We start from the raw sequence: 21,965 nt of genomic DNA on the forward strand, positions 1-21,965 counted from the left end.
TACATCTAATCAGAAGTGTACAAGAATAGACACGTAATGTACATATGTGTTAAATACGTCGGATAGACATCACGATAGCGCTTACGTGAAATAGTTGGCATGATTCATGCTTGTAGAAGTGGACAGAGTACGTTGAGGAGGAGACAGTCAACGATGGAACAAGCGATGAAGGATTTCTTTCTATTCTTATCCAAAAACAAAACCTTAAATTCTGCCGCAAAAAAGTGGGGCCTGCGCTTTGGAGCGAGCCGCTTTGTATCTGGTCAAACAATCGCGGAGGCAATCAACGCCGTACGCAAGCTGAACCAGCAAGGTCTGGTATGCACGCTGGATCACTTGGGCGAATTCGTGTTCAGCGTAGAGGAAGCAAACGAATCTGCTGACTATTGCATCAAAACGCTGGATGCGATCCACCAATCTGGTGTCGATTGCAATCTTTCGTTGAAAATGACTTCGCTTGGTCTGGATATCAGCCGTGAGCTTTGCATGGACAACATGAGACGCATTTTGGATTCGGCTAAGAAAAACGGAAACATTTTCGTTCGTATCGACATGGAGGACTACGCACACAATCAGGTGACCATGGAGATTTTGAACGAATTACTGCAAGAGTACGACAACGTCGGAACCGTTATTCAGGCGTATCTCTACAAAGCATCGGACGATATCGACAGCTTGAAGGACAAAAAAGTGAACTTCCGTCTCGTAAAAGGAGCATACAAGGAGTCTCCTGAAGTCGCTTACCCGAACAAGCCAGATGTAGATGAGAACTACAAAAAAATCATCAAGCAGCATCTGTTGAATGGCGGGTACGCTGCTGTGGCAACTCATGATGACAATATCATTGATTTTGTGAAAAAGCTGGAAAAGGAACACAGCATCCCGCGTACACAGTTTGAATTCCAAATGTTGTATGGTATTCGTACGCAGTCCCAAATTGACTTGGCTCGCGAAGGCTATAAAATGCGTGTTTATGTACCGTACGGAAACGACTGGTACGGATATTTCATGCGCCGTTTGGCAGAAAGTCCGGCAAACGTAAAATTTGTTCTCAAAGGGATGTTTACGAAATAAGTTTTGCGAAGTATACTTGACACCTTCGGAGATTCTCCGGAGGTTTTTATTTTATCTGGAAAGGTGAGAGTCTTGTGAATTGTTGGATTATTTCGCTTACTCCTCCATATTCTTTTGACCGGTTGCTTCGGCGTCTAGAGACACATCCAGATACGCAGATACGTGTGAATCAAGAAAAAAATAGCCTACAGCGCGTCTTTCGTATCGGCTTACGGCCTGTTCTGGTCCATATGCAATTTATGGGTAGCTTGGAAGAACCGGCATTGCGCTACGAGACACAGGCGATTTTGTCCACGTCAGACCAACAGCTGCTAGAAAAAATGATCCGCCGTACTTTTAGTGCCGATTTGGAGCTATCCGTTATTTACGAGCAGATGAGGGAGGAGAGTGAGCTCGCCATCTTGACTGAGCGGTTTCGCGGTCTTCGTCCTATGCTGGATGCTGATTTGTTTCAATGTATGGTCAAGACGATCATCGGGCAGCAGATCAATCTGACCTTTGCAGCCAATTTGACCGAGAGGCTAGTTACAATGGCAGGCGACCCAGTAGAAAACCAAAACGGCGAGGACATCCTCGCTTTTCCGACACCTGACTCAGTAGCGAGATTGACTGTGGAGGATTTGCGTTCTCTGCAATTTAGTCAGCGAAAAGCAGAGTATATCATCGATTTCGCCCGTGCCATTGTGAATGAAACGGTAGATTTGGAAAGACTATGGACAATGAAGGACGAGGAAATCATTACGTACCTCACTTCGCTACGAGGAATTGGGCGGTGGACAGTAGAGTGCCTACTCATGTTTGGAATGGGACGTCCAGACTTGTTGCCTGCTGCTGACATCGGTTTGCGAAATGGAATTGTGCACCTCTATGGGATGGAAACGAAGCCGAATGAAAACGATATTCGCAAACTAGGGGAAAAGTGGGCTCCATGGCGCAGTATCTATTGTCTGTACGTATGGGAAGCTGTGGGGGCGATCAAGAGAAAAGAGATGTTTGACCTGTAAGAACTTTCATTTTTTACAAAAGTTCAATAATTTTAAAAAATTAAAGGTTGAATAGTGAGTTAATTTCAAGTTATACTAATGAAAATTTTATTTTATTAAACAATATTGAGAGGATTCATATGAAAGAACTTTCCACGAAAGAAACAATTACAATTGGTTTAATGCTGTTTGCCCTATTCTTTGGAGCAGGGAATATGATTTTTCCGCCAGCGCTAGGACAAGCTGCAGGAGATAATGTTTGGATCGCGATGGGCGGCTTTTTGATTACTGGTGTAGGTCTGCCTTTACTAGGCATCATCGCGGTAGGCTTGGCGGGAGGTAACTTGCAAACGATGGCGTCAAGAGTCCATCCGATGTTTGCAGTCGTGTTCACGTTTATTGTTTATCTGTCGATTGGTCCATTCATGGCGATTCCGCGGACAGGTACAGTAACCTTTGAAATGGGCGTGTTGCCGTTTTTGCCAGAATCGATGAAAGGCAGTTGGGTACCGCTTTTTGTGACCACGGTCGTCTATTTTGCCATCACCTTCTGGTTGAGTCTGAACCCGAGCAAGCTGGTGGATCGAATTGGTAAAGTCTTGACACCTGCTCTTTTAATCATCATTGGCCTGATGTTTGTTAAATCACTCATTTCTCCAATGGGTGAGGTGGGACAACCGATAGGCGCCTATCAGGATACAGCATTCTTCAAAGGTTTTATCGAGGGCTATCTGACACTGGATGCATTAGCTGCGATGGTATTTGGTCTGGTAGTAACAACAGCTGTCCAGGAAAGAGGCATCCTCGATCGCAAAAAAGTGATGTGGTCTACGATCAAAGCAGGAATTCTCGCCGCTACCGGACTCGGACTCGTCTATCTTGCCCTCAGCTATTTGGGAGCGACGAGTATATCGTTTGCGAAATCGGAAAATGGTGGACAAATTTTGACAGGGGTCGTGCATCAACTGTTCGGTCCGTTAGGCTCGCTCTTGTTGGGAGCAGCTGTTACGCTTGCTTGCCTCACCACTTCTGTCGGGCTTGTCACTGCGTGCAGTCAATTTTTCTCCAGTCGGATTCCTAGCATCTCTTACAAGAACATGGCAGTAATTTTGTCTGTGTTCAGTGCTGCGGTAGCAAACGTAGGCTTGACACAGTTGATTACCTTCTCCGTTCCTGTCTTGATGGCGATTTATCCGCTGGCGATCGTGCTGATGCTGCTGACGTTTTGTCATCGGATGTTCAATGGACATCGTGCTGTATACGTAGGTGCGATCACGGCAACGGCTGTCATCAGTCTGTTGGATGGAGTTTCCCAGTTTGGGGTGTCTATCGACTCGTTGATACCAATCCTGGAGCAATTGCCACTGTATAAAGTAGGAATTGGTTGGCTGGTGCCAGCCTTTGCAGGCGCACTGTTCGGGTTGTTGTGGGCTAGCCTCACACGCAGTGTTCCGATTGTAAGAGAAACGAAGTAAAGAATGAAGAGCGGGTGGGCTTTAGGTCCACTCGCTTTTTTATTGTCGCAGACCATTTTGTCCTGCTATTACCAGCTGGATAGGACTTCTACCCGTCCACAACACGGGTGATCTATGTTACCATGGAAAAACGTAAATTGTCTGAACGGCATGTTTCATTTTATGTCGTTTTGAAAGAAGGGAGGTTATTGGCTATGTCCACGATGAAAGTCTTGGTTGCCGATGACGATCCAAACGTACGCGAAATTATTCGCCTTTATTTTGAAAAACAACAAATCGAGCTCATCGCAGCAACAGATGGACGAGAAGCTCTTGAGATGATGGAAAAGGAACAGCCGGATGTGGTCATTCTCGATGTCATGATGCCGCAGTTGGATGGCTTTGAAGCATGCCGGGAAATCCGCAAAAAGTGGGATACGCCGATCATTATGCTGACGGCAAAGGATGAGGAGTTTGACCGTGTTCTCGGCTTGGAGCTCGGAGCGGATGATTACGTGACGAAGCCGTTTAGTCCACGTGAAATCGTTGCACGTATCCGCGCGATTATGCGCAGATTGCAGCCAAAGTCAAAAGTAGAAGACGAGGCAGCGCTTCGAACCTTTGTTTTTGAGCAATTGACGATAGATCTGGATAAACGGGAAGTGATCGTTGCTGGGGAAAAAGTGAGCTTTCGCCCGAAGGAGTTTGATCTGCTTGTTCAACTTGTCAAATCGCCGGGAAGTGTATGGTCGCGGGAGCAATTGCTGGAACAGGTGTGGGGATTTGATTATTTTGGCGATGTTCGAACGATCGATGTTCATATTAAAAAGATCAGACAGCGTTTAGATAAGCTCCCGTATGATTGCATTCAAACGGTTTGGGGGATCGGCTACAAGTTTGGGGTGGATAACTGATGCTAGGCATGTCGAAAAGTATCTACCGCAGACTGCTGGTCAGCTTTTTGGCGACCGTTTTGGTAGGGTTGGGGATTACAGGGATCGTTCTCTCCTTTTTTACGAAGGAGTATATTTACAACGCCAAAGAAGAAGAGCTTTTGCGGATGGCCAAAAAAGTGAATACCGCTATCCATAACAGCAATGAAGTAAACAAACGGCTCTTGGACAAGCTGGCAATGCTGGACGAGTCATTTGATACCCGCATCTGGTTATTTGATACAAAAGGAAAAATTGTCGCGACTTCGATGAAGGATGAGATGTTTACGGGCAAGTCCGTGGCAGTTTCCATCGCGGATAACGTGCTGAAGGGAAAAAGCGCGGTTACCGAGCTGCAAATCGAAGGTCTGGATGATCCGATGTTGTCGGTCTCCGTCCCATGGGGCGAGGGAGAAAACGTCTACGGCGGAATTATTTTGCACGCGCCGATTGAAGGAATTGAGAAAACCTTTGGGCAAATGCGCGAGTCGATTTTGTGGGCGACCTTGTTCGGGGTGCTTCTTTCTACGATCATGGTTTCGTATTTGTCATGGTCAATCTCTCGCCCATTGCGAACCATTGAGAGAACAGCGGCTGAAATTGGTCGAGGGAATTATGCAGAGCGCGTCCAGGTCGATACGTCCGACGAGATCAGCGACTTGGCGCAAACGATCAATACGATGGCACAGAAGCTGGAGAAGGTAGAGCAGGAGCGTCATCATTTGGAGCAAGTCCGCAATGATTTTTTGGCGAATGTCTCCCATGAATTGCGTACGCCTCTCACGGCGATCCAAGGTTTCCTCGAGGCGTTGCAGGATGGCTTGGTAGAGGAGGAAGAGGCGCGACAGAAGTATTACGCTGTGATGTACACCGAAACGATGCAAGTGAATCGCTTGGTGGATGACCTGATGGATTTGATGAAGCTGGAGAACAATGAAGTAAATCTGGTCAAGTTCCCTGTCGATGTGGCAGATGTCATGAATCGGGTTGCCTTTTCCTTCCATCAAGAAGCAGAGGAAAAAGGGCTTCGCATGGGAGTAGAAGTAGAGGACGAGCTTCCGCGAATTTATGCCGATAAAGACAGGATCGCGCAAATTCTAAAAAATCTGGTGAAGAATGCACTCAAGTTTACGTCTGCTGGTGAAATCCGCATGCGTGCTTCGCTGGAAGGAGAATACGTACAGATTCAAGTGATCGATACAGGGATGGGAATTGCAGCAGATGACCTGGACCGCATCTGGGAACGTTTTTTCAAAGTAGATCGGGGACGTTCCAAGAACAATAAAGGAACAGGACTTGGACTCGCCATTGTAAAAGAGCTGGTAGAACTGCATGATGGCAAATGCAGAGTGGAAAGCTCGCCTGGTAAGGGCAGTACTTTTACGATATGGCTTCCTAGGATTAAGCCGGAGAACTAAATCATAATCCGTTCAAAATGAATCTATTCAAAATGATCATGGTCATACTTTTTTCATATTTTGATCATCGTTTTTTCCTACTTTCCTTACAGAATGGTTATCTTTGCCCGTTACGATATAGGTGTGACAGCGAGAAGGTCACGAAGCCAAGGAATGAAAGGGGAATGAACATGAACAAAAAGTGGTTCTCCATTGCCACTGTCGCATTACTCCTGTCTGGCAGCTTGGTTGCCTGCTCTAACACCACAGGAACACCTGAACCGGCGACACAACAAGAGGGCACGACAAGCGAAACCGCTCCGGGCTCCTCCACTTCTGATAGCGGACAATCGACCAATAGCTCGGTTCCGCAAGATCAGTCTACTCCGGATGCTTCAGCGAAGAGCTCTGATGCATCTACGGACACAGGTTCGTCTACGGAAGCACCTGCGACAGATGCCAAATCTGATGCAGGTACCAGCACTGGATCGCCTGGTGCTGTGGGAACCGACAACAGCAGTTCCGCTGGACAGTCTACAACGACTGACGCTAGCAAGAAGTAATCATTCACGAACAGGAAACACGTTCGTCTGAACTCCTCTACTTCCCTCCCGTTTTATATACTTTGATGACGACTATAGGTCGTCTTTTTTTTGTCTAAGAAAAGTAGCCGTAGTGATGAGAAGTGCATTTCCAGTCTACGCTTCGGTGGCATGTGGTATGATTATCCAAAATCATACATAGCGGGGGGGAGAAGCATGATCACGTATCCATCGTTGAAAAAGGGCGCTACTATAGGGGTAACTGCACCATCATCAGGTGTACCAGAGTATTTGCATGAACTAATCAGGCTGGCAAGCAGTCGTATGGAGAGCAGGGGGTATTCCATCGTTTGCAAAGATACAGTCTGGACACAGGAAAAAGCCAAGTCAGCTCCTGCCATAAACCGCGCAGCCGAATTCAACTCCCTGATGCAAAAGGAAGACGTCGATATCATCATCCCTCCTTGGGGTGGCGAGTTGCTGATTGAGATTTTGGACAAACTTGATTTTGATGCCATGCAATCAAAATGGGTGTTAGGCTATTCGGATGTGAGTGTGCTGTTGCTCGCGATTACATTAAAAACGGGGATGGCTACGGCCCATGGGACGAATTTGATAGATTTGCGTGGAGCAGATATGGATGAGACGACGGCTATGTGGGAAACGGTTTTGTCAACGCAAAAGGGCGAGTCAGTCTTGCAGTACTCTTCTCCGATGTATCAAAAGGAATGGCAGCATACGAATCCTTCGCCGCATATCTTTCACCTGACGGAACCGACTGTATGGAAAACTACAGAGACTACTCCTCACGTAAATATGCGGGGACGGCTACTAGGCGGCTGTATCGATATCATTCGGCATGTGATCGGCACACCGTATGGGGACGTGCAAACGTTTCAAAAAGAACAGATCGGGAATGAAGCGATCATCTGGTATTTGGAAAACTGTGAGCTTTCAACGACTGATCTGCGCAGATCATTGGTACAAATGAAGCTGGCCGGATGGTTCGACCATTGTGCGGGGATCATGTTTGGGCGCAGTCCAGCGAATCAGACGGTCGACGGCTACACTGTGGAAGACGTCTATCAGGAACTGGCTGAAGAGCTGCAAGTCCCTGTCCTCTACGATATAGATTGTGGGCATATGCCGCCACAAATCACATTTATAAATGGGGCATTTGCTGAAGTGGAGTTGTCTTTTGAAAAAGGAAGTGTACGGCAATATTTTCGTCCATAGCTTAAAAAACGAGGGCTTCCCAACGATTGGGAAGTCCTCGTAGCATGTAAGCAAACACGATTTTAGCTTTGCTTCTCGTTGTAATGGGGGAGAGGATGTTCCTCCAGCGATTCACGTTTATTTTTGGTACGCAAAGTGGACAAGGCGACACCGAGGAAAATAAATGAGCCACCAGCGAAAAAGCCAATACCCAAATGTTCATGCAGCAACAGCCAGCCCAAGAATGCACCGACAATGGGCTGAACAAAAAAGAACGCGGCCCCACTCCCTGCGGGCATCAGCTCGAAGCCTTTGTTCCACAAATAAAAAGCACCTGCGGTAGAAATCATCCCGATATAGAGGACGCCTGCCCAGATGTCCCAACCAAATTGCCAGGAGACGGGTGTGACAGACAGCTCCCAAAACATGAGCGGACTCGTAAAGATGATGCCAAACAATGCTACGTAGGTAGTGACGATCAGGGATGAATAGCGCTGCGTTGCCTTTTTGCTGAGAACGGTATACAATCCCCAGCTAATCGCTGCTAGGAACAAAATCAGGTTTCCTGCGAGGGAAGACTGAGCGTCAGCTTGATCAGGAACACCAATGACGATGATGACACCAATCGTCGCTAACAAAATACCCGCTGCCTGCTTCAGATGGATGCGCTCCTTTAATAGCCAGACCGCAAAAATGGCAATAAAGGCAGGCGATGCGGAGGTAATCAAAGCACCCATATGGGCAGTAGACAACTTGGTACCGAGAAATTGTGCGGCGATGGAGATCGTGACCCCGACAAAGGAGATGGCCATCAGCAGAGGATAATCTTTTTTCGCGACACGCTCCTTGCGAGCAACGATAAATGCCCCCAGCACGACTAAGGCAATGCAAAAGCGCAAAATCAATAGCGTGAACGGTGGAATCACTTCCAACACAACCTTGCTGACGACATAAACACCGCCCCAGATCGCTGCCGCGAGAGTCAGGCAGACAGCCCCTAAAAACATTTGCTTCCATTGTGATTGTGACATAACAAGTCCCTCCCGGAATAATGAATCAATCGTTCGAGCGTTATTCCGTAGCCGGGAGGCAGTAAGAGAACCACTTCCTCACCGACTAGGAGAGGAGGGTGGGCACATCATTTTCAAAAAGGCGACGGTTCATGTATTTCACCTCCTTACTTTGTAGCGGTTAGCCATTTGGCTACCAGCAGCACCGGTTGTGTCAGACGACCGACTGGTGCCTCCACCTGACGATACTGCTCATAGCCAAGCTTCCCCCAGAAAAGAAGAGCAGGTTCATTATGCGCAATGACACCGTGATGAACATGCTGACTGCCATGTTGGATGCAGTAGGCTTCCATGAGTGTCACTGCCTCTTTTCCAAAGCCCTGCTGTTGATAATCGGCATGCAAAAGCAAAAGACTGATCCAGCTTTTTGGATCGTTTTCACTGGAGAGGACGATATGGATGACTCCAATGATCGTACCTTCACGAGTAATAGTGAGCCAATGCCCGGAAGGTATGCTTATGGTAGCGTCATATTCCGCTTCCAGTTCAGCAAGACTTACTGCGCTCGTGCCGTTTCGAAGCTGATTGTACTTTGGATTGCTGTTGTAGGTGGCGAGTAAGTCGGGTAAATTCTCGCGCAGCAATTCGCGAATGATGAGCCGCTCACCTGTCAAAATGAGACTCATTGCGGTCCTCCGTACTTGCGGATAAGTCCAATCTGTCCGCCGTGGTAGCCCATATGATAGATCAGTCGACCAAGTGCCTGACGGGGAGTCAATGTGGCAATCGGTGCTTCACAGGGGATGTCCCACGCGTCTTTTGGCAGGGCAGCCAGAGAATCCAGCAAGTGATGGTAGGCAGCATCTTTGAAAGCAAGCAAGGCAGACAAGTCGGTAAAGTTTCCTTCATCCTTCACAGGTCCAATGGTAGTGAGAGTGATGTCGGACGGGATTGCTCTTCCGAAAAACATCATACAGAATCGATATTCGACTTCCGCGATGTGATGAATCAAAAATCCGATGGAATTGGAGCCCGGAGCCAGCTTCCAGCCAAGCTCGGCTTCTTCCAATTGGACGAGTGCATCCTGATACCGGGAGCGAGCTGTTTGCAAGGTCGGCAATAGTTCTTGTTCGAACATCCAATCTTCCTTTCTAGTGTTTATTTATATTATAGGAAAAAGATCCGGAAAGAACAGCATGACCATTCGGAATATTTTGAATGAATGTTCACTCAGCAACCTGAATTCGTTATACTAAAGAAAAACAAGGAGTGAGAAAGATGGCTCATCACTATCATCTAACTGTGCGTTCAACTGATATTGACGTAATCGGACATGTGAACAATGCCAAGTATTTGGAGTACATGGAGTGGGCGCGTTTTGAGTGGATATGGGAGCAAGGATTTACACTGGATGAATTGAGGCGACGGGCCATCATGCCAGTAGTGGCCAATATAAACATTAACTACCGCAAAGAATTGAAAATGCGTGAAGAGGTAACGGCGATTACTACGGTGGTCAAGGTGGGTGAAAAAAGCTTCGTCATCCGCCAGGAGCTGTACAACGCTGCAAATGTATTAGTGGCGGACGCCGATGTGACAATGGTCATGATCGATGCGAATACACGCCAATCTGTTTCTTTACCAGTTGAGTTGAAAGAGACATTGCTTGTGGAGTTGGAGACGGTCAACCAAAGAACGGAGTGAAAATAATAGTGGACGGTTAAGATGCAAGAGAAGTTCATTAATCCCTTCCAACAAAATATCGAGTTTCTGTTCAGACATGTCCCAACCTCCTTTTCATCCATTACAATGATCATATCAAAAGACAGAATCTCATGCAGATAGAATTTCGCAAAAGAAAGGAAGGGATAGCCATGTCCAAATTTACAACAATCCTATTTGATCTCGACGATACTCTCTTCGATTTTTCAGCTTGCTGGGAGAAAGGGATGCGGCAGACGATTGCGACCCATGCACTTACGGCAGAACTCGACCAAGAGAAATTCCTTGAAGCTCTGCGGCGCCACGGAGATGATTTGTGGATCGATGTTATTGCCAAGCGCTACGATTTTATGCAATACAGGAGGTTGCGTTTTCAGCGAGCTATGGCTGATTGTAACCGACAGATTGAAGTGGAGCAGGTCGACGATTTTCAACGAGCCTATCAGGCGGCATGTATGGATGCAGTCCAGCCAGATCCCACTGTTCAGTCTACCATTGCGAGGTTGGCAGAAGAGCATACACTAGGGATTGTTACGAATGGTCCTGTCGATATGGCATTTATCAAGCTGGAGCGTCTGGGATTGTCTGCTTATTTTCCGCGGGAGCGGGTGTTTCTCTCAGAAATCATCGGACATCATAAGCCAGATCTACGCATATATGAACATGTTCGTGAAAAACTTGGAGTTGAGAGCAAGCAGGTGCTGTTCGTCGGAGATACGTGGGAGGCAGATGTAGCCGGAGCGATGGACGCAGGCTTCTCAGCTGTCTGGATCAATCCACGAGGGAAAAAGCCTACTTCCCGGCATCAGCCACTCGCTGTCATTGAACGACTGGATCAGCTTTTGGCAATCTTGTAGAAAAAAGCAGCCCATTGCCCCATAGCCGCATAGCTTGCAGGCTGTTTTCGGTGGCAATCAAGCTGCTTTTTTTCTTGCTCCTTTTGCTCCTAGCGTTGTGCGTACTGCTTTCTCATGAAAAGGATGAGAGAAACAATAATCAGCCCAACTAAAATCCCGATAACTCCTGGTGTAAGGCTATCTCCCCAAAAGATTCTATACAGCAAAACCCCTGTCAGGATAACGGCAAAATCCAGATACCTACTTTTCATACGAATCTTCCCCCATTTACATGAGCCTGATTATCGTTCGTATCTACTAACCTGATCTATTTTTTCATGCTGACTCTTCCTGTACTTTGTGATGAAAAAGATGAGATTGAGGACAATCAGGCCAAGCGTAATTGACATACTTCCGGTAGTCATGCTTTTTCCTATCGAGATGTTGAAAAGCAGCATCCCGGATAGGAGCAGGACAAAAACGAGATTAAGCATCATGAGACTCTTCCCCCATAAAAATTCGTTCGAGCGAAGGGACTTCAACGTTCACGCCATAAATATCCACGCGTGCCTGAACAAGAGCACGAACGAGGGTTGCCACTTTTTGATCGTCATCAACCTGAATCGAGAGACGACCATCTTCCCAAATCGTATTGCGCCCGAGGGACTCGATAAAGGTGCGCAGGTTTACAGAATCCTCTGTAATAAAAGCCGAGTGACGTACGTTAACAGATCGCCATGCCTGGTGGGCAGCTTGCAGCTCATCGAGAGTGCCGAGTGAACTGATTTTTCCGCTTTTCATGATGGCGATGCGGGTACAGATTTTCTCAACTTCATTCAAATTGTGCGAGGTCATGAAGATCGTTTTTCCTTGTTGATGGAGCTTGCGCAGCAAATTTTGAATATGCAGGGCTGATTCGACGTCTACGCCAGAAGTAGGTTCATCAAGGAAGATGAGCTCCGGGTCACCGACTAAGGCTTGGGCAATACCCAGCTTCTTTTTCATCCCGAAGGAAAACGTTTTGGCTTTGCGGGATGCATGCTCCTCAAGCTCAACGGCTGTCAGGATGCGCATACAGTCTTCCTTTGTGAGTGTGACGCCTTTTACCCGAGCGAAATAGTGCAGGTGCTCCGCAGGAGATAAATGGTCGTAGAAGGTGGAGTAGTCTGGCAGTACGCCAATTCGTTTTTTCCATCCTTCTGTATGGGCCTCTTCTCCGAACATACGAATGGTACCCGCTGTCGGAATCAGAATCCCTGTCAGCATATTGATAAAGGTCGATTTTCCTGCGCCGTTTCGACCGAGGAATCCAAAAATCTCCCCGCTGTGCACAGTAAGACTGACGTCATTCACGACCGTGCGATTGCCAAAGCGCTTGTTCAACTGTATGGTCTCGATCATTGCCATTAACAATCCCTCCGTCGGAATAAGTACATAGAAGCGACCAGGAAAGCTGCTGCATAGAGCCAAATGAAGCCGGTCCAAGCGCCGCCTTTTTCCATAAATGAAAAGGGTGTCAAATATTTAATCCATGGTGCTGCTGGGTGACTAGAGAAGGTGCTCCATAGTCCGAGGCCTGGCAAAATCAGTGCAATCACGATTCCCAAAAACATCGTGTAGCTGGGGCGAGGTATCACGAGCGAGAGCAGCAGTGCCAGCGAGATGCAGTAGATAAGCAGAGATACGCATAGATAAAAAGTCTTCGCGTCAAACGTTTGCACGGTGGCAAAAACTACGCCAAACGTAATAATCATGCAGGTTAACCAGAAGAACGCCACTCCAAGAAATTTCCCCAAAATGATCTGATTGCGTGAAGTCCGGGTGACGAGAAAGCGAATGGTCCTGCCCGCTAGCTCACGATTTATGACATCATGAGACAGGCTGAATACAAACAAGGGCCCGAACAGCATGATAAGTGCAAAAATACCAAGTGCATGTCCCTGCGCCAGCTCCTTTTCTGGGAGAAGACTTGCTGCCTGATTGACGAGGTCAGAAACCAAGTACGAGATGCCGACGATAAAGGCAACGGTAATTAACGATTTGATACTTTTAAACAACCGAAAAAATTCGTGTTGGCAAATAGCCCACATAGGTGAATCCGCTCCTTTCTCCTTCATCATAATAGCCAGACCTTTCCCCTACTAAAACACTACCTTACCATTTCCTTATCTTTTTTATTGGCGTCGTTTATCATGGTAGAATGTATGACAGCAAGGGAGGGAACGGATATGGAGAAAGAAGCAAGAATCTTGCTGGTAGATGATGAAGAAGCGATTTTGCAGATGCTCCAAACGGTGCTGAAAAAGGAAGGATTTGTCCAGATTGATACATGCACGACAGCAGCAGAGGCGATTCGTCTCGTGGAGGAGAAGACATACGACTTGTTGATTCTAGATGTCATGCTGCCTGATAAAAGTGGATTTGAGCTGTGCGGAGCAGTGCGCCAGCGAACGAAGGCACCGATTTTTTTTCTGACAGCAAAAGGTACCGATTTTGATAAATTAAGCGGATTTGCCTATGGAGCGGATGATTACATAACGAAGCCATTTCATCCATTAGAGGTCGTTGCCCGGATGAAGGCTCATCTGCGCAGAACCTTGGGGGGCTCTGCTCCATCGCAGGAAGAAAAGCGCTATGATTTTGGACGTTTTCAAGTAAATGTGGAGGCAGCCGAGCTGTTCGTGAACGGAGAGCGAGTGGACTGCCCAGCGCAAGTATTTTCATTGCTCGTCTTTTTTTGCCAGAATCCGAACCGGGTATTTACGAAAGAACAAATTTACGATCATGTATGGAAAGACGAGTACGGGATGTTTGACGAAAATACAGTCATGGTGCATATTCACAAGCTGCGTCAGCGCATAGAAGAAAACCCGGGACAGCCAAAGCTCTTGGTCACGGTGAGAGGGCTGGGCTACAAGCTGGTTAGTCCGGCAAGACAGTCATGAATTTGCGGAACAAGCTGATTTTTCAATATGTCCGGCAACTGTTTGGCTTTCTCCTCGTCTTGCTGCTATTTCTGATTTTCGCGATGCTGGGGTTAGGCTGGCGCATTATGAACGAGCAGTTGTCTAGCGATTTGTCCCGGCTGGATGCATCCGATTTGACATTGAAGATAGAGTATGAGGGGAATCGAATCCGCGTCGATCCGGAAATTGAGAAGAGCGTGGCGAGACATCAAGGCTGGTTGCAGATTATCGATAAGCACGGAAAAATACTGTACAACTATCGGACACCTGCTGACGTTCCCAGTCAATTCAGGCCAGGAGAGTGGATTAGTTATGTAGAAGACCGTGATGCTTCTCGCTATCACGTCACGCACTGGGTTATAAACCAATCTGACGAAAACATGATCATCCTCTATGGAACACCCGCTCCCGAAAAAGAAATGATGCACCATCTGATCGCAAAAAAAACGGGAAAGAGCAAGGAGACATGGGACGAGTTGAACAAAAGCTTTTCCCAAGAAAAGGCATGGTACTTGGTATACGATCGTACGGGAAAGCTCATCCATCAATGGAATCACCCGAACGCTTCTGCCCAGTTAGACATGACGGAGGCTCTTCAGAACGGCGAGACCACCAAAAATGTTCCTGTCCGCATTACGAGTCGATATGACACGAAGAGCGACTTGACCTACGTAGTGGGCACACCGAATCCAACCTATCAGTCTGGTGTCCAAGAAACGTCTGAGGATGCCATGGTCAAGGAAACGTTCCTTCAGATCGGTATTCTTTTGATCCTTGTCGTTTTATTTGCAGGCAGCTGGTATGCGTGGCGGGTAGGCAAGCCGCTCTTGCATATGGTGAATTGGCTGGACAGACTGGCCCAAGGCCGCTATGAGGAGCCGATCGGAAAAAAGGGGAAACCAATCGGAAGGAATTGGCGAGGGAAGGAAAAGAAGTCATTTCGTGTTTTCAAGGACGTGTTTGACGCTCTCCGGCATCTGAGTGAAACCTTGCGCTCCAACGAAAAGCTTCAGCAAGAGATCGAGCAGACGCGAGAGGAATGGATTACCGGACTCTCCCATGATCTCAAGACACCACTGAGCTCGATTTACGGTTATGCTACCTTTTTAGAGTCGGAACAGTATGAGTGGGATAGAAAAGAAGTCAGCGAATTTGGGAAGACGATTCGGGAAAAGTCAGACTACATGAACGGGCTGATTGAAGATTTGAATCTGACCTATCGACTCAAGAATCAAGCTTTGCCGATGGTCAAACAACCTGTCGCGATCGTTGAAACCATTCGCAGGATTGTGGTGGATATGGTGAACGATCCGAGCTCGTCTTTGCATGATATCGAATTTTCGGCGAATGTCCCATCGATAACGGCCGAGGTCGATCCAATCTGGTTTCGCCGCATCATCGTCAACATTTTGACAAACGCGATCAAGTATACCCCGGCAGGTACACACGTGCTCGTAGAGGTACAGTCGATTGCAGCCGATCAGTTTGTGGTCAAAATCGCGGACAATGGTCCAGGCATGGATGAGACGACACTGGCCAATCTGTTCGAAAGATACTACCGAGGTGGGCATACAGGAGAGAATACGAGTGGGACGGGGCTGGGTATGGCGATAGCCAAGCAGCTCGTTTTGGCGCACGGGGGAGAGATTACGGTGGACAGTAAGCTGGGTAGCGGAACGGTTGTCGTGATGACCTTTCCTGCGGTTATCAGCTAGTTAGTTTTCATGAAAAAAAGCCAAGGGATTTGCGCTGTCCCCTGGCTTTTTTCTGCTATGGTCTCGAAATGAACGTTTGTATGACTTTGCCATCCGCTTGACGCTCTTCATAGTGATTGGCAGTGTAATCGCAGATGCTCGCACGCCAAAAGCCGATGGCAGGCACGTTATTTTCCAATTGAAAGACTTCCCAAGCACCCGGGAACATTTTGAAGATTTGATGGGAGACCGCTTTTCCGATCCCCAGCCGACGGTAGCGTTTCATGATAAAAAATTCAGCAATGGAGTGGACCGATGGCAAATTTGCATTAGGGCTTGTGAGCATGCGGACGAGGACAAAACCAGCGAGCTTACCATTAACCTTGATGAAAAAGGGATGGCGCTCTGGTTCGACCCAATACTTCTCAAAGTAGTCGTAGCCAAACAAGCCGTCGTCATCTACTTCGAAAGGCTCAAACTCAGTGAAGTCGTACGTATACAGCTCCAACAGTTGCTTGAGAGCGTGCTTCTGTTCAAAAGGAACTCGTTCTATCGAGAATGCTTGATTCACTGAGAAAACCTCCTTTTTTCTTGAGATATAGGAGTATCGTACTTTATTTTTTAGGTTGTGGGAACATATGGTATATATTTGATGCCCCCAAACGAGCTGTCTGTACTCGTTTGGGGCTTTTTGTTTTTTAAGGAATGTCCACTACCATCTTACTATTTATTGTAAAAATACCTATTAAATAATCCGATATATATAAGTTCCCAGCGATAAACCGTATAAAAAATACAATTATGATAAATCCCATCGTTACGAAATCAATGTAAAAAACAACAATTTAGATAGAAAAAAGAAAGTCTTCGAAAATATTACCATATCTTATTAACATACAAAAAATACCCTATAGACAGACGTTCCCCAACGCCCAATCTATAGGGTACACTTTTTTCCCTTTAATGAATCGCGTTCTTCTTAAACTGCCCACCGCGCACATCGTGAATATTGCCGACAGCCAGGAAGGCATTCGGGTCCACTTCTTCCACGATCAGCTTCAGCTTGGCTTCTTCCAAACGCGTAATGATGCAGAAAATCACTTTCTTGTCGTCTCCGGTATAGCCGCCCTCACCATTCAAATAGGTAACGCCACGGCCCAGACGAGCAACAATTGCATCTCCCAAATCCTTGTGATTGTCGCTAATGATCCATACGGCTTTCGACTCCTGGAAGCCTTCGATGGTCAGATCGATCATTTTGAATGCAATGTAATAGGCGATCAGCGAGTACATCGCGCGATCCCAACCGAATACAAATCCGGCACTGCTCAAAATGAATAAGTTCATGAACATTACGATCTCACCAACGGAGAATGGAGATTTCTTGTTAAGAAGTACAGCGACGATCTCTGTACCGTCCAGAGAGCCTCCATAACGGAGAACGAGTCCTACCCCAATCCCGAGAAGTATGCCGCCAAAAACAGCCGCAAGCAAGGGATCATCCGTTAGCCCTTTGACTTCGTGAAGGAATGTCGTTCCAACTGACATGATCGTAACCCCGAAGAGGGTTGAGAGTGCAAACGTTTTTCCGATTTGCTTGTACCCTATGATCAAGAAGGGCAAGTTAAGCACAAACAGGAAAACGCCAAGAGGGATTCCAGACAGATGCGAGGTAATAATCGAGATACCTACGATTCCACCGTCAATAATATTGTTCGGTACGAGAAAAATCTCGAGCGCTACCGAAAACAGGGAAGCACCAATCAGGATACCGAAGACCCTCTTGAGCAATTTTCCAATGGGTAATTTCTGATGAGCCGATTTAGCAAGTGGTTGTTCCATCGTTCCTCTCCCCATTGTGAAATTTTTTACTTACTCAGCTATTATAGCATTCATTCTTATGCGATTACTGCATAATTACACTTTTTAGTAAAAAATAATCCATTCAGACTTGTTCAGACTCATTCATACGCTTAAAATCTCGTTCGGGCGTGAATGTTGAGGATAGCGAGTGTACCGTATTGACTGGTTATACAGAAATTGCTATTTTCAAACTGTTAGGAAAATAGTTAGGGGGATGTTCCATGGGTTTCTTGAAAGCGGAGATAGAAGTATTATCATCTATAGAGCTGGTTTGGTGGGCATGGACACGAAAGGAACGGCTAGTTCAGTGGTTTGCGCCTGATGCAACGATTGAGCCGTACCTGGGCGGAACGTATGAATTGTACTTCAACCCAGCCAATCGCGAGCAGATGGGGACGAAAGGTTGCATCATTACCCATTTTGAACCGAAGGAGCGCCTGGGCTTCACATGGAAGGGACCGGATGAATTCGCAGATACCATGAATCACGAGGATGCTTTGACATATGTGCTTGTCACCTTGTCTGAAACAGAGGGGAAAACGCATGTAGTAGTCGAGCATTTCGGTTGGAAAGAGGGAGAGGAGTGGGAAAAGGCTCGGGGGTGGCACGAAATGGCTTGGTCTCATGTGTTGGGGAGCCTGAAGTCTGCACTTGAATCGGGCAAAGGGGATCTGTGCTGCTCTCCACAGGCTGCTCATCAAGGGTAGATGTTGAGGATTCATCCGTCATGGCGAGCTAACAGCATCCATACTATTGTTTATTTTGGTAAGATCAGCGGAAATTGGCGGTGGAGACTGAAATGAAAAGCTTCGAGGAGTTGTACAGCGAAAAGGATTCAGCGATGGAAGAAATAAAAAAATGGCAGTCAGCATCAGAGCGGAAAATTACTCTTCTTCCAGCTGAACTGGAGAAAGGGAAAAAACAGCTTGTTGATTTACAAGTGACGACGAGGTCAACTCTAGGTGCTGTTGCTTTTGAAACAGGCGGGATTCTGATTCACCAAGGCTGGCTAAGGATTCTAGGGTCTGGCCATCCTCATTTGCCGCGTTCCATCACTTCGTGGAATCAGCAATGTGCCTTGAATGGAATGCTGCTGGTAGCAGACGATGTCATAGGGGGATTCTTTGCGATCAATGGTGGATTGTTTCCGGATTCGATAGGCGGTATATGGTATTTCGCTCCGGACAGTCTTGCGTGGGAGGATCTTGAAATTGGCTATACCGACTTTTTGCACTGGGCAATGACCGGGGATATCCATACGTTTTATAAAACATTTTTCTGGACGGATTGGGACAAGCACGTTTCCGAGCTAAAAGGCGATGAAATGTTCGCAATCTATCCTTTTTTGTGGTCAAAAGAAGCTCGTGAATTAACGATGGATGGGTGCTCAAAAAAGCCGGTACCTGCATTGGAAATTTGGGAGATGAGCAAGAACGGTGTGTAAAGGAAAGAGCGGCCCACGAAGGACCGCTCTTTTGCATTTATTGTTTGGTTGCTGCAACTTCAGCTTGAGCGTTGTGAGTATCCAGATACTCATCTGGTCCGATAATTCCAGCAGCACGATCTTGTTTTTCCAGTTCAAGGGCTTTCGGTACGGAGAGCCAGTAAGCAAAAGCAATCCCGATAATACCTGCGCCCAATTTACCGAGCATGACCGGCAAGATAATGTTTGGTTGGAAGTTTGCCGAGAAGGACAAGTGGTCACCTAGCAAGAAAGCGGAACAAACCCCGAAGGAAATGTTGATAACCTTGTCTTTAGGCGGCATGGAACGAATGAGACGGAACATCGCCAGGATGTTTGCGCTCGTTGCGAGCAAGCCTGCACTACCAGAAGGGCTCATGCCAAGCTTATTACCCAATACTTCCAGTGGCTTCGCTGCATATTTACGCAGCATGTAAACCATTGGGAACGCACCTGCGAGCATGATACCGATGTAACCAGCGGTCTCCAACGCACGGTATTGGTCGGTTGGATCGGCAATGATCGGATCGAAGCCCCAAGCTCCGAAAATCTTTGTGAAGATGCCAGTAAAGTGTTGCACGATCGAGAAAACAAGTACGAGCTTGATAGCTGCATCCATTGTCTTACCGAAAATCATAAAGCCTTTAATCATCAAGTCTGGCAGGAAGCGCAGACCAGCAGCAATCGCTAATACGAAGAACAAAATTGGTGAAAGGTTCAACAGTACCTGTCCGAAGCCGATGGCAAAAGCATAAGTCGATTCAGCGTTCGTCGAGATTTCATTGCGAACCTCTGCATTTGTCAAAACGAGAATGGCACTGGAGATAAAAGCGCCGATCGGAACTGTCAAAATACCGGACATTACGCCAAGCGCCATGTATTTATGATCGCGCTTGTCCAACATAGCAAGTCCCATTGGGATGGAGAACACGATCGTAGCACCGGCCATCAGACCGACGATCATCGCCATAATCCAACCTTCCGTGGAGGTCTTCAGGAGGTTTGCCAACTGATAACCACCCATGTCAGATGCGAGAATCGCAGTTGCCGCAATTGCAGGATCTGCTCCAATTTTGTTAAAGATGGGTGATACCGCTTTTTCTACGAACCAAGAGATGTACGGGAGGGACGCCATAATACCGGCGGCAGGAACGAAGATGTAACCTGTTGAGTGAATCCCTTCCATGAACTCCTTACCGAGACCCTCATCGCTGTTGCGGATCGCGGCAATGGCACCAATTACTGCACATAACATGATGATGTAAATAATGACGCTTCCAATGTGCTCCATGGATATCCCACCTTTTTGCGGATGTAAACAATAAAAGCACTTAGGATCTCATTAAATAAATGAGTGATACCCTAAGCGCCTTTGCTTACTTTTATGAACTTGTTTACAGGTAATGGTAATAACAGCCAACTGGAACCGCTTTCATAGCTCGCTAAAAATAAACGAAAAATACATGTCGCGTTTATTCCTTTGTGTACATTCTGAATATTTTATGCTAGAAAGCGCCGTTGCTTTACTCTGCATTATAAAGAGATTATATGGGGAGGCATGGCTAATGTCAACTGCCCTTTAGGAACAAAGAACGAATTATGTGAGGAAAAAGATGTGGAAAAAAAAGCCACCCTTGTTATTCGCAAGGGCAGCTTTATGTGTAATTTACAGTTTTGTTACGTTCTCAGCTTGTGGACCACGGTTGCCTTCAACTACGTTGAATTCTACGCGTTGGCCTTCTTCGAGGGTTTTGAAACCGTCGCCTTGGATTGCGCTGAAGTGAACGAATACATCGTTTCCGCCTTCAACTGCGATGAAGCCATAACCTTTTTCTGCGTTGAACCATTTAACTGTACCTGTTTGCATGGGTGTTACCTCCAACAAAATAAAATGAATATGTAACTTTTATTTATATAAAATAAAATTCACACATTGTAAAAGGTTCAAACATAAGTGTAAACCCTTTACAATATGTGAACGCTTTAAATAAGAATCTTTTGTTTAAGCTAATACTATCACAGACGACAGAGGAAAGCAATCGCTCAATACACGAAAGGACGGCCCAAATAGGAAATTCTGAGCCGTCCATTACAGACATGGAACAAAAGTTACTTAGGAAAAGAACTTCACTCTCTCATCCAACGATTGGAATTGTTTTTCGCCTGGTTGAGCGGTTGGTTTGCCAAAAGGCATTTGTGCTCTCAGCTTCCATTCGCTAGGGATCTTCCACGTTTGTTGGACTGCTTCATCGATGAGTGGATTGTAATGCTGCAAGGAAGCACCGAAGCCCTCGGTTTCCAACGCAGTCCACACAACATACTGAAGCATTCCGGAAGATTGCTCGGACCAAATCGGGAAATTATCTTTGTACGCTTCGAATTGCTGCATGAGGTTTTGGACGACGCTTTGGTCTTCAAAGAAAAGAACAGTGCCGTAGCCGCTACCGAAGGAGTTCATTTTTTCTTCCGTGGCTCCGAAATTTTCAGCGGGAACGATTTTACGCAGCGTTTCCTTGGTAATGTTCCACAGCTTATCGTGTTCCGCACCCAAGAGGACAACAACGCGAGCGCTTTGGGAGTTGAATGCCGATGGGGTGTACTTTACTGCTTCCTGCACGATTTCTTTAATACGTTCATCAGATACAACGTTTTCCTTGCTGATTCCATAGTACGTTCTTCTGTCTTTTACGGCTGCAATAAAATCCTTACCCACTTTGCATTCCTCCTGCAACTTGTTTTTACACTAACATGATGCATTGAAAGGGAGAAGCTTATTCAATGCTTTGTTTCTTACATTTCGTAATTAAATATAAAA

At 46.6% G+C, this 21,965-nt stretch carries 25 protein-coding genes; 13 read left to right on the forward strand and 12 right to left on the reverse strand.

Annotated elements, in window-relative coordinates; translation table 11 throughout:
- Window positions 1-153 precede the first annotated feature (153 nt).
- The 7 genes from ACUUHJ_RS05230 (at window position 154) to ACUUHJ_RS05260 (ending at window position 7,618) form a co-directional block, all read left to right on the forward strand.
- Entirely contained in the window at window positions 154-1,074 is a 921-nt protein-coding gene (locus ACUUHJ_RS05230) for a proline dehydrogenase family protein (RefSeq protein WP_012684658.1), read from the forward strand.
- A gap of 74 nt (window positions 1,075-1,148) precedes the next feature.
- Window positions 1,149-2,078, forward strand: a complete 930-nt coding sequence (locus ACUUHJ_RS05235; RefSeq protein WP_289676293.1) for a DNA-3-methyladenine glycosylase family protein — start codon at window positions 1,149-1,151, stop codon at window positions 2,076-2,078.
- 119 nt (window positions 2,079-2,197) lie between these two features.
- Window positions 2,198-3,532 (forward strand): branched-chain amino acid transport system II carrier protein, encoded by a 1,335-nt coding sequence (gene brnQ / locus ACUUHJ_RS05240; protein WP_472298408.1) that lies wholly within the window; start codon window positions 2,198-2,200, stop codon window positions 3,530-3,532.
- A gap of 194 nt (window positions 3,533-3,726) precedes the next feature.
- Window positions 3,727-4,425 (forward strand): response regulator transcription factor, encoded by a 699-nt coding sequence (locus tag ACUUHJ_RS05245; RefSeq protein ID WP_289676295.1) that lies wholly within the window; start codon window positions 3,727-3,729, stop codon window positions 4,423-4,425.
- The gene (locus ACUUHJ_RS05250) at window positions 4,425-5,861 is read left to right on the forward strand and encodes a sensor histidine kinase (protein WP_064202314.1); all 1,437 of its coding nucleotides are present in this window, start codon (window positions 4,425-4,427) and stop codon (window positions 5,859-5,861) included. The genes ACUUHJ_RS05245 and ACUUHJ_RS05250 overlap by 1 nt, the downstream gene beginning before the upstream one ends.
- Window positions 5,862-6,031: 170 nt before the next feature.
- Complete coding sequence (locus ACUUHJ_RS05255; RefSeq protein WP_472298409.1) at window positions 6,032-6,403, forward strand: hypothetical protein; 372 nt, start codon at window positions 6,032-6,034, stop codon at window positions 6,401-6,403.
- Window positions 6,404-6,598: 195 nt separating this feature from the next.
- Complete coding sequence (locus ACUUHJ_RS05260; RefSeq protein WP_472298410.1) at window positions 6,599-7,618, forward strand: S66 family peptidase; 1,020 nt, start codon at window positions 6,599-6,601, stop codon at window positions 7,616-7,618.
- 62 nt (window positions 7,619-7,680) lie between these two features.
- Here ACUUHJ_RS05260 and ACUUHJ_RS05265 read toward each other — a convergent pair whose 3' ends face one another.
- From ACUUHJ_RS05265 to ACUUHJ_RS05275, 3 genes are all read right to left on the reverse strand, one after another.
- Window positions 7,681-8,628 (reverse strand): DMT family transporter, encoded by a 948-nt coding sequence (locus ACUUHJ_RS05265; RefSeq protein WP_289676298.1) that lies wholly within the window; start codon window positions 8,626-8,628, stop codon window positions 7,681-7,683.
- A 146-nt stretch (window positions 8,629-8,774) separates the two neighbouring features.
- Complete coding sequence (locus ACUUHJ_RS05270) at window positions 8,775-9,293, reverse strand: GNAT family N-acetyltransferase (RefSeq protein ID WP_289676299.1); 519 nt, start codon at window positions 9,291-9,293, stop codon at window positions 8,775-8,777.
- Entirely contained in the window at window positions 9,290-9,745 is a 456-nt protein-coding gene (locus ACUUHJ_RS05275) for a DinB family protein (protein WP_472298411.1), read from the reverse strand. The genes ACUUHJ_RS05270 and ACUUHJ_RS05275 overlap by 4 nt, the downstream gene beginning before the upstream one ends.
- A 140-nt stretch (window positions 9,746-9,885) precedes the next feature.
- On the opposite strand from ACUUHJ_RS05275, the gene ACUUHJ_RS05280 reads away from it, so the two are divergent.
- Both ACUUHJ_RS05280 and ACUUHJ_RS05285 read left to right on the forward strand, forming a co-directional pair.
- The gene (locus ACUUHJ_RS05280) at window positions 9,886-10,311 is read left to right on the forward strand and encodes an acyl-CoA thioesterase (RefSeq protein WP_289676301.1); all 426 of its coding nucleotides are present in this window, start codon (window positions 9,886-9,888) and stop codon (window positions 10,309-10,311) included.
- A 170-nt stretch (window positions 10,312-10,481) separates the two neighbouring features.
- Window positions 10,482-11,186, forward strand: coding sequence for an HAD family hydrolase (locus ACUUHJ_RS05285; protein ID WP_289676302.1), 705 nt, complete (start codon window positions 10,482-10,484; stop codon window positions 11,184-11,186).
- An 89-nt stretch (window positions 11,187-11,275) separates the two neighbouring features.
- Here ACUUHJ_RS05285 and ACUUHJ_RS05290 read toward each other — a convergent pair whose 3' ends face one another.
- Genes ACUUHJ_RS05290 through ACUUHJ_RS05305 form a run of 4 tightly spaced genes read right to left on the reverse strand, consistent with a single transcriptional unit; the run spans window position 11,276 to window position 13,285 of the window.
- Complete coding sequence (locus tag ACUUHJ_RS05290) at window positions 11,276-11,437, reverse strand: hypothetical protein (RefSeq protein ID WP_289676303.1); 162 nt, start codon at window positions 11,435-11,437, stop codon at window positions 11,276-11,278.
- 30 nt (window positions 11,438-11,467) lie between these two features.
- Complete coding sequence (locus tag ACUUHJ_RS05295) at window positions 11,468-11,662, reverse strand: hypothetical protein (RefSeq protein ID WP_289676304.1); 195 nt, start codon at window positions 11,660-11,662, stop codon at window positions 11,468-11,470.
- Window positions 11,652-12,572 carry an ABC transporter ATP-binding protein gene (locus ACUUHJ_RS05300; RefSeq protein WP_199927476.1) on the reverse strand — a complete coding sequence of 307 codons (921 nt, stop codon included), beginning with the start codon at window positions 12,570-12,572 and terminating at the stop codon, window positions 11,652-11,654. The genes ACUUHJ_RS05295 and ACUUHJ_RS05300 overlap by 11 nt, the downstream gene beginning before the upstream one ends.
- Complete coding sequence (locus ACUUHJ_RS05305) at window positions 12,572-13,285, reverse strand: ABC transporter permease (protein ID WP_289676305.1); 714 nt, start codon at window positions 13,283-13,285, stop codon at window positions 12,572-12,574. The genes ACUUHJ_RS05300 and ACUUHJ_RS05305 overlap by 1 nt, the downstream gene beginning before the upstream one ends.
- 108 nt (window positions 13,286-13,393) lie before the next feature.
- On the opposite strand from ACUUHJ_RS05305, the gene ACUUHJ_RS05310 reads away from it, so the two are divergent.
- Together ACUUHJ_RS05310 and ACUUHJ_RS05315 are read left to right on the forward strand one after the other, a co-directional pair.
- Window positions 13,394-14,110 (forward strand): response regulator transcription factor, encoded by a 717-nt coding sequence (locus ACUUHJ_RS05310; protein ID WP_016738937.1) that lies wholly within the window; start codon window positions 13,394-13,396, stop codon window positions 14,108-14,110.
- Complete coding sequence (locus ACUUHJ_RS05315; protein ID WP_289676306.1) at window positions 14,107-15,846, forward strand: sensor histidine kinase; 1,740 nt, start codon at window positions 14,107-14,109, stop codon at window positions 15,844-15,846. The genes ACUUHJ_RS05310 and ACUUHJ_RS05315 overlap by 4 nt, the downstream gene beginning before the upstream one ends.
- Before the next feature lie 55 nt (window positions 15,847-15,901).
- Here the strand turns inward: ACUUHJ_RS05315 and ACUUHJ_RS05320 are convergent, their stop codons facing one another.
- Together ACUUHJ_RS05320 and ACUUHJ_RS05325 are read right to left on the reverse strand one after the other, a co-directional pair.
- Entirely contained in the window at window positions 15,902-16,396 is a 495-nt protein-coding gene (locus ACUUHJ_RS05320; protein ID WP_289676307.1) for a GNAT family N-acetyltransferase, read from the reverse strand.
- A gap of 389 nt (window positions 16,397-16,785) precedes the next feature.
- On the reverse strand, window positions 16,786-17,667 hold the full coding sequence (locus ACUUHJ_RS05325) for a YitT family protein (protein WP_041749263.1): 882 nt from the start codon (window positions 17,665-17,667) through the stop codon (window positions 16,786-16,788).
- 242 nt (window positions 17,668-17,909) lie between these two features.
- On the opposite strand from ACUUHJ_RS05325, the gene ACUUHJ_RS05330 reads away from it, so the two are divergent.
- Together ACUUHJ_RS05330 and ACUUHJ_RS05335 are read left to right on the forward strand one after the other, a co-directional pair.
- Complete coding sequence (locus tag ACUUHJ_RS05330) at window positions 17,910-18,395, forward strand: SRPBCC family protein (protein ID WP_289676308.1); 486 nt, start codon at window positions 17,910-17,912, stop codon at window positions 18,393-18,395.
- 92 nt (window positions 18,396-18,487) lie between these two features.
- The gene (locus ACUUHJ_RS05335) at window positions 18,488-19,132 is read left to right on the forward strand and encodes a DUF2625 domain-containing protein (RefSeq protein ID WP_472298412.1); all 645 of its coding nucleotides are present in this window, start codon (window positions 18,488-18,490) and stop codon (window positions 19,130-19,132) included.
- A gap of 37 nt (window positions 19,133-19,169) precedes the next feature.
- On the opposite strand, the gene eutH is transcribed toward ACUUHJ_RS05335, so the two are convergent.
- The 3 genes from eutH to ACUUHJ_RS05350 form a co-directional block, all read right to left on the reverse strand.
- A complete protein-coding gene (gene eutH, locus ACUUHJ_RS05340; RefSeq protein ID WP_012684681.1) occupies window positions 19,170-20,441 on the reverse strand; it encodes an ethanolamine utilization protein EutH in 1,272 nt (423 codons plus the stop codon).
- Between the two features lie 375 nt (window positions 20,442-20,816).
- Entirely contained in the window at window positions 20,817-21,017 is a 201-nt protein-coding gene (locus ACUUHJ_RS05345) for a cold-shock protein (protein ID WP_007725380.1), read from the reverse strand.
- A gap of 246 nt (window positions 21,018-21,263) precedes the next feature.
- On the reverse strand, window positions 21,264-21,863 hold the full coding sequence (locus tag ACUUHJ_RS05350) for a nitroreductase family protein (protein WP_289676311.1): 600 nt from the start codon (window positions 21,861-21,863) through the stop codon (window positions 21,264-21,266).
- Window positions 21,864-21,965: the final 102 nt, after the last annotated feature.

The organism is Brevibacillus schisleri (genome assembly GCF_055685845.1).

Coding starts and splice junctions, on each gene's coding strand:
- ACUUHJ_RS05315 (WP_289676306.1), top strand. CDS start 14,107: ATGAATTTGCGGAACAAGCTGATTTTTCAATATGTCCGGCAACTGTTT.
- ACUUHJ_RS05245 (WP_289676295.1), top strand. CDS start 3,727: ATGTCCACGATGAAAGTCTTGGTTGCCGATGACGATCCAAACGTACGC.
- ACUUHJ_RS05310 (WP_016738937.1), top strand. CDS start 13,394: ATGGAGAAAGAAGCAAGAATCTTGCTGGTAGATGATGAAGAAGCGATT.
- ACUUHJ_RS05335 (WP_472298412.1), top strand. CDS start 18,488: ATGAAAAGCTTCGAGGAGTTGTACAGCGAAAAGGATTCAGCGATGGAA.
- ACUUHJ_RS05325 (WP_041749263.1), bottom strand. CDS start 17,667: ATGGAACAACCACTTGCTAAATCGGCTCATCAGAAATTACCCATTGGA.
- ACUUHJ_RS05270 (WP_289676299.1), bottom strand. CDS start 9,293: ATGAGTCTCATTTTGACAGGTGAGCGGCTCATCATTCGCGAATTGCTG.
- ACUUHJ_RS05295 (WP_289676304.1), bottom strand. CDS start 11,662: ATGATGCTTAATCTCGTTTTTGTCCTGCTCCTATCCGGGATGCTGCTT.
- ACUUHJ_RS05290 (WP_289676303.1), bottom strand. CDS start 11,437: ATGAAAAGTAGGTATCTGGATTTTGCCGTTATCCTGACAGGGGTTTTG.
- ACUUHJ_RS05255 (WP_472298409.1), top strand. CDS start 6,032: ATGAACAAAAAGTGGTTCTCCATTGCCACTGTCGCATTACTCCTGTCT.
- ACUUHJ_RS05305 (WP_289676305.1), bottom strand. CDS start 13,285: ATGATGAAGGAGAAAGGAGCGGATTCACCTATGTGGGCTATTTGCCAA.
- ACUUHJ_RS05345 (WP_007725380.1), bottom strand. CDS start 21,017: ATGCAAACAGGTACAGTTAAATGGTTCAACGCAGAAAAAGGTTATGGC.
- ACUUHJ_RS05300 (WP_199927476.1), bottom strand. CDS start 12,572: ATGGCAATGATCGAGACCATACAGTTGAACAAGCGCTTTGGCAATCGC.
- ACUUHJ_RS05230 (WP_012684658.1), top strand. CDS start 154: ATGGAACAAGCGATGAAGGATTTCTTTCTATTCTTATCCAAAAACAAA.
- eutH (WP_012684681.1), bottom strand. CDS start 20,441: ATGGAGCACATTGGAAGCGTCATTATTTACATCATCATGTTATGTGCA.
- ACUUHJ_RS05260 (WP_472298410.1), top strand. CDS start 6,599: ATGATCACGTATCCATCGTTGAAAAAGGGCGCTACTATAGGGGTAACT.
- ACUUHJ_RS05275 (WP_472298411.1), bottom strand. CDS start 9,745: ATGTTCGAACAAGAACTATTGCCGACCTTGCAAACAGCTCGCTCCCGG.
- ACUUHJ_RS05250 (WP_064202314.1), top strand. CDS start 4,425: ATGCTAGGCATGTCGAAAAGTATCTACCGCAGACTGCTGGTCAGCTTT.
- ACUUHJ_RS05330 (WP_289676308.1), top strand. CDS start 17,910: ATGGGTTTCTTGAAAGCGGAGATAGAAGTATTATCATCTATAGAGCTG.
- brnQ (WP_472298408.1), top strand. CDS start 2,198: ATGAAAGAACTTTCCACGAAAGAAACAATTACAATTGGTTTAATGCTG.
- ACUUHJ_RS05280 (WP_289676301.1), top strand. CDS start 9,886: ATGGCTCATCACTATCATCTAACTGTGCGTTCAACTGATATTGACGTA.
- ACUUHJ_RS05285 (WP_289676302.1), top strand. CDS start 10,482: ATGTCCAAATTTACAACAATCCTATTTGATCTCGACGATACTCTCTTC.
- ACUUHJ_RS05265 (WP_289676298.1), bottom strand. CDS start 8,628: ATGTCACAATCACAATGGAAGCAAATGTTTTTAGGGGCTGTCTGCCTG.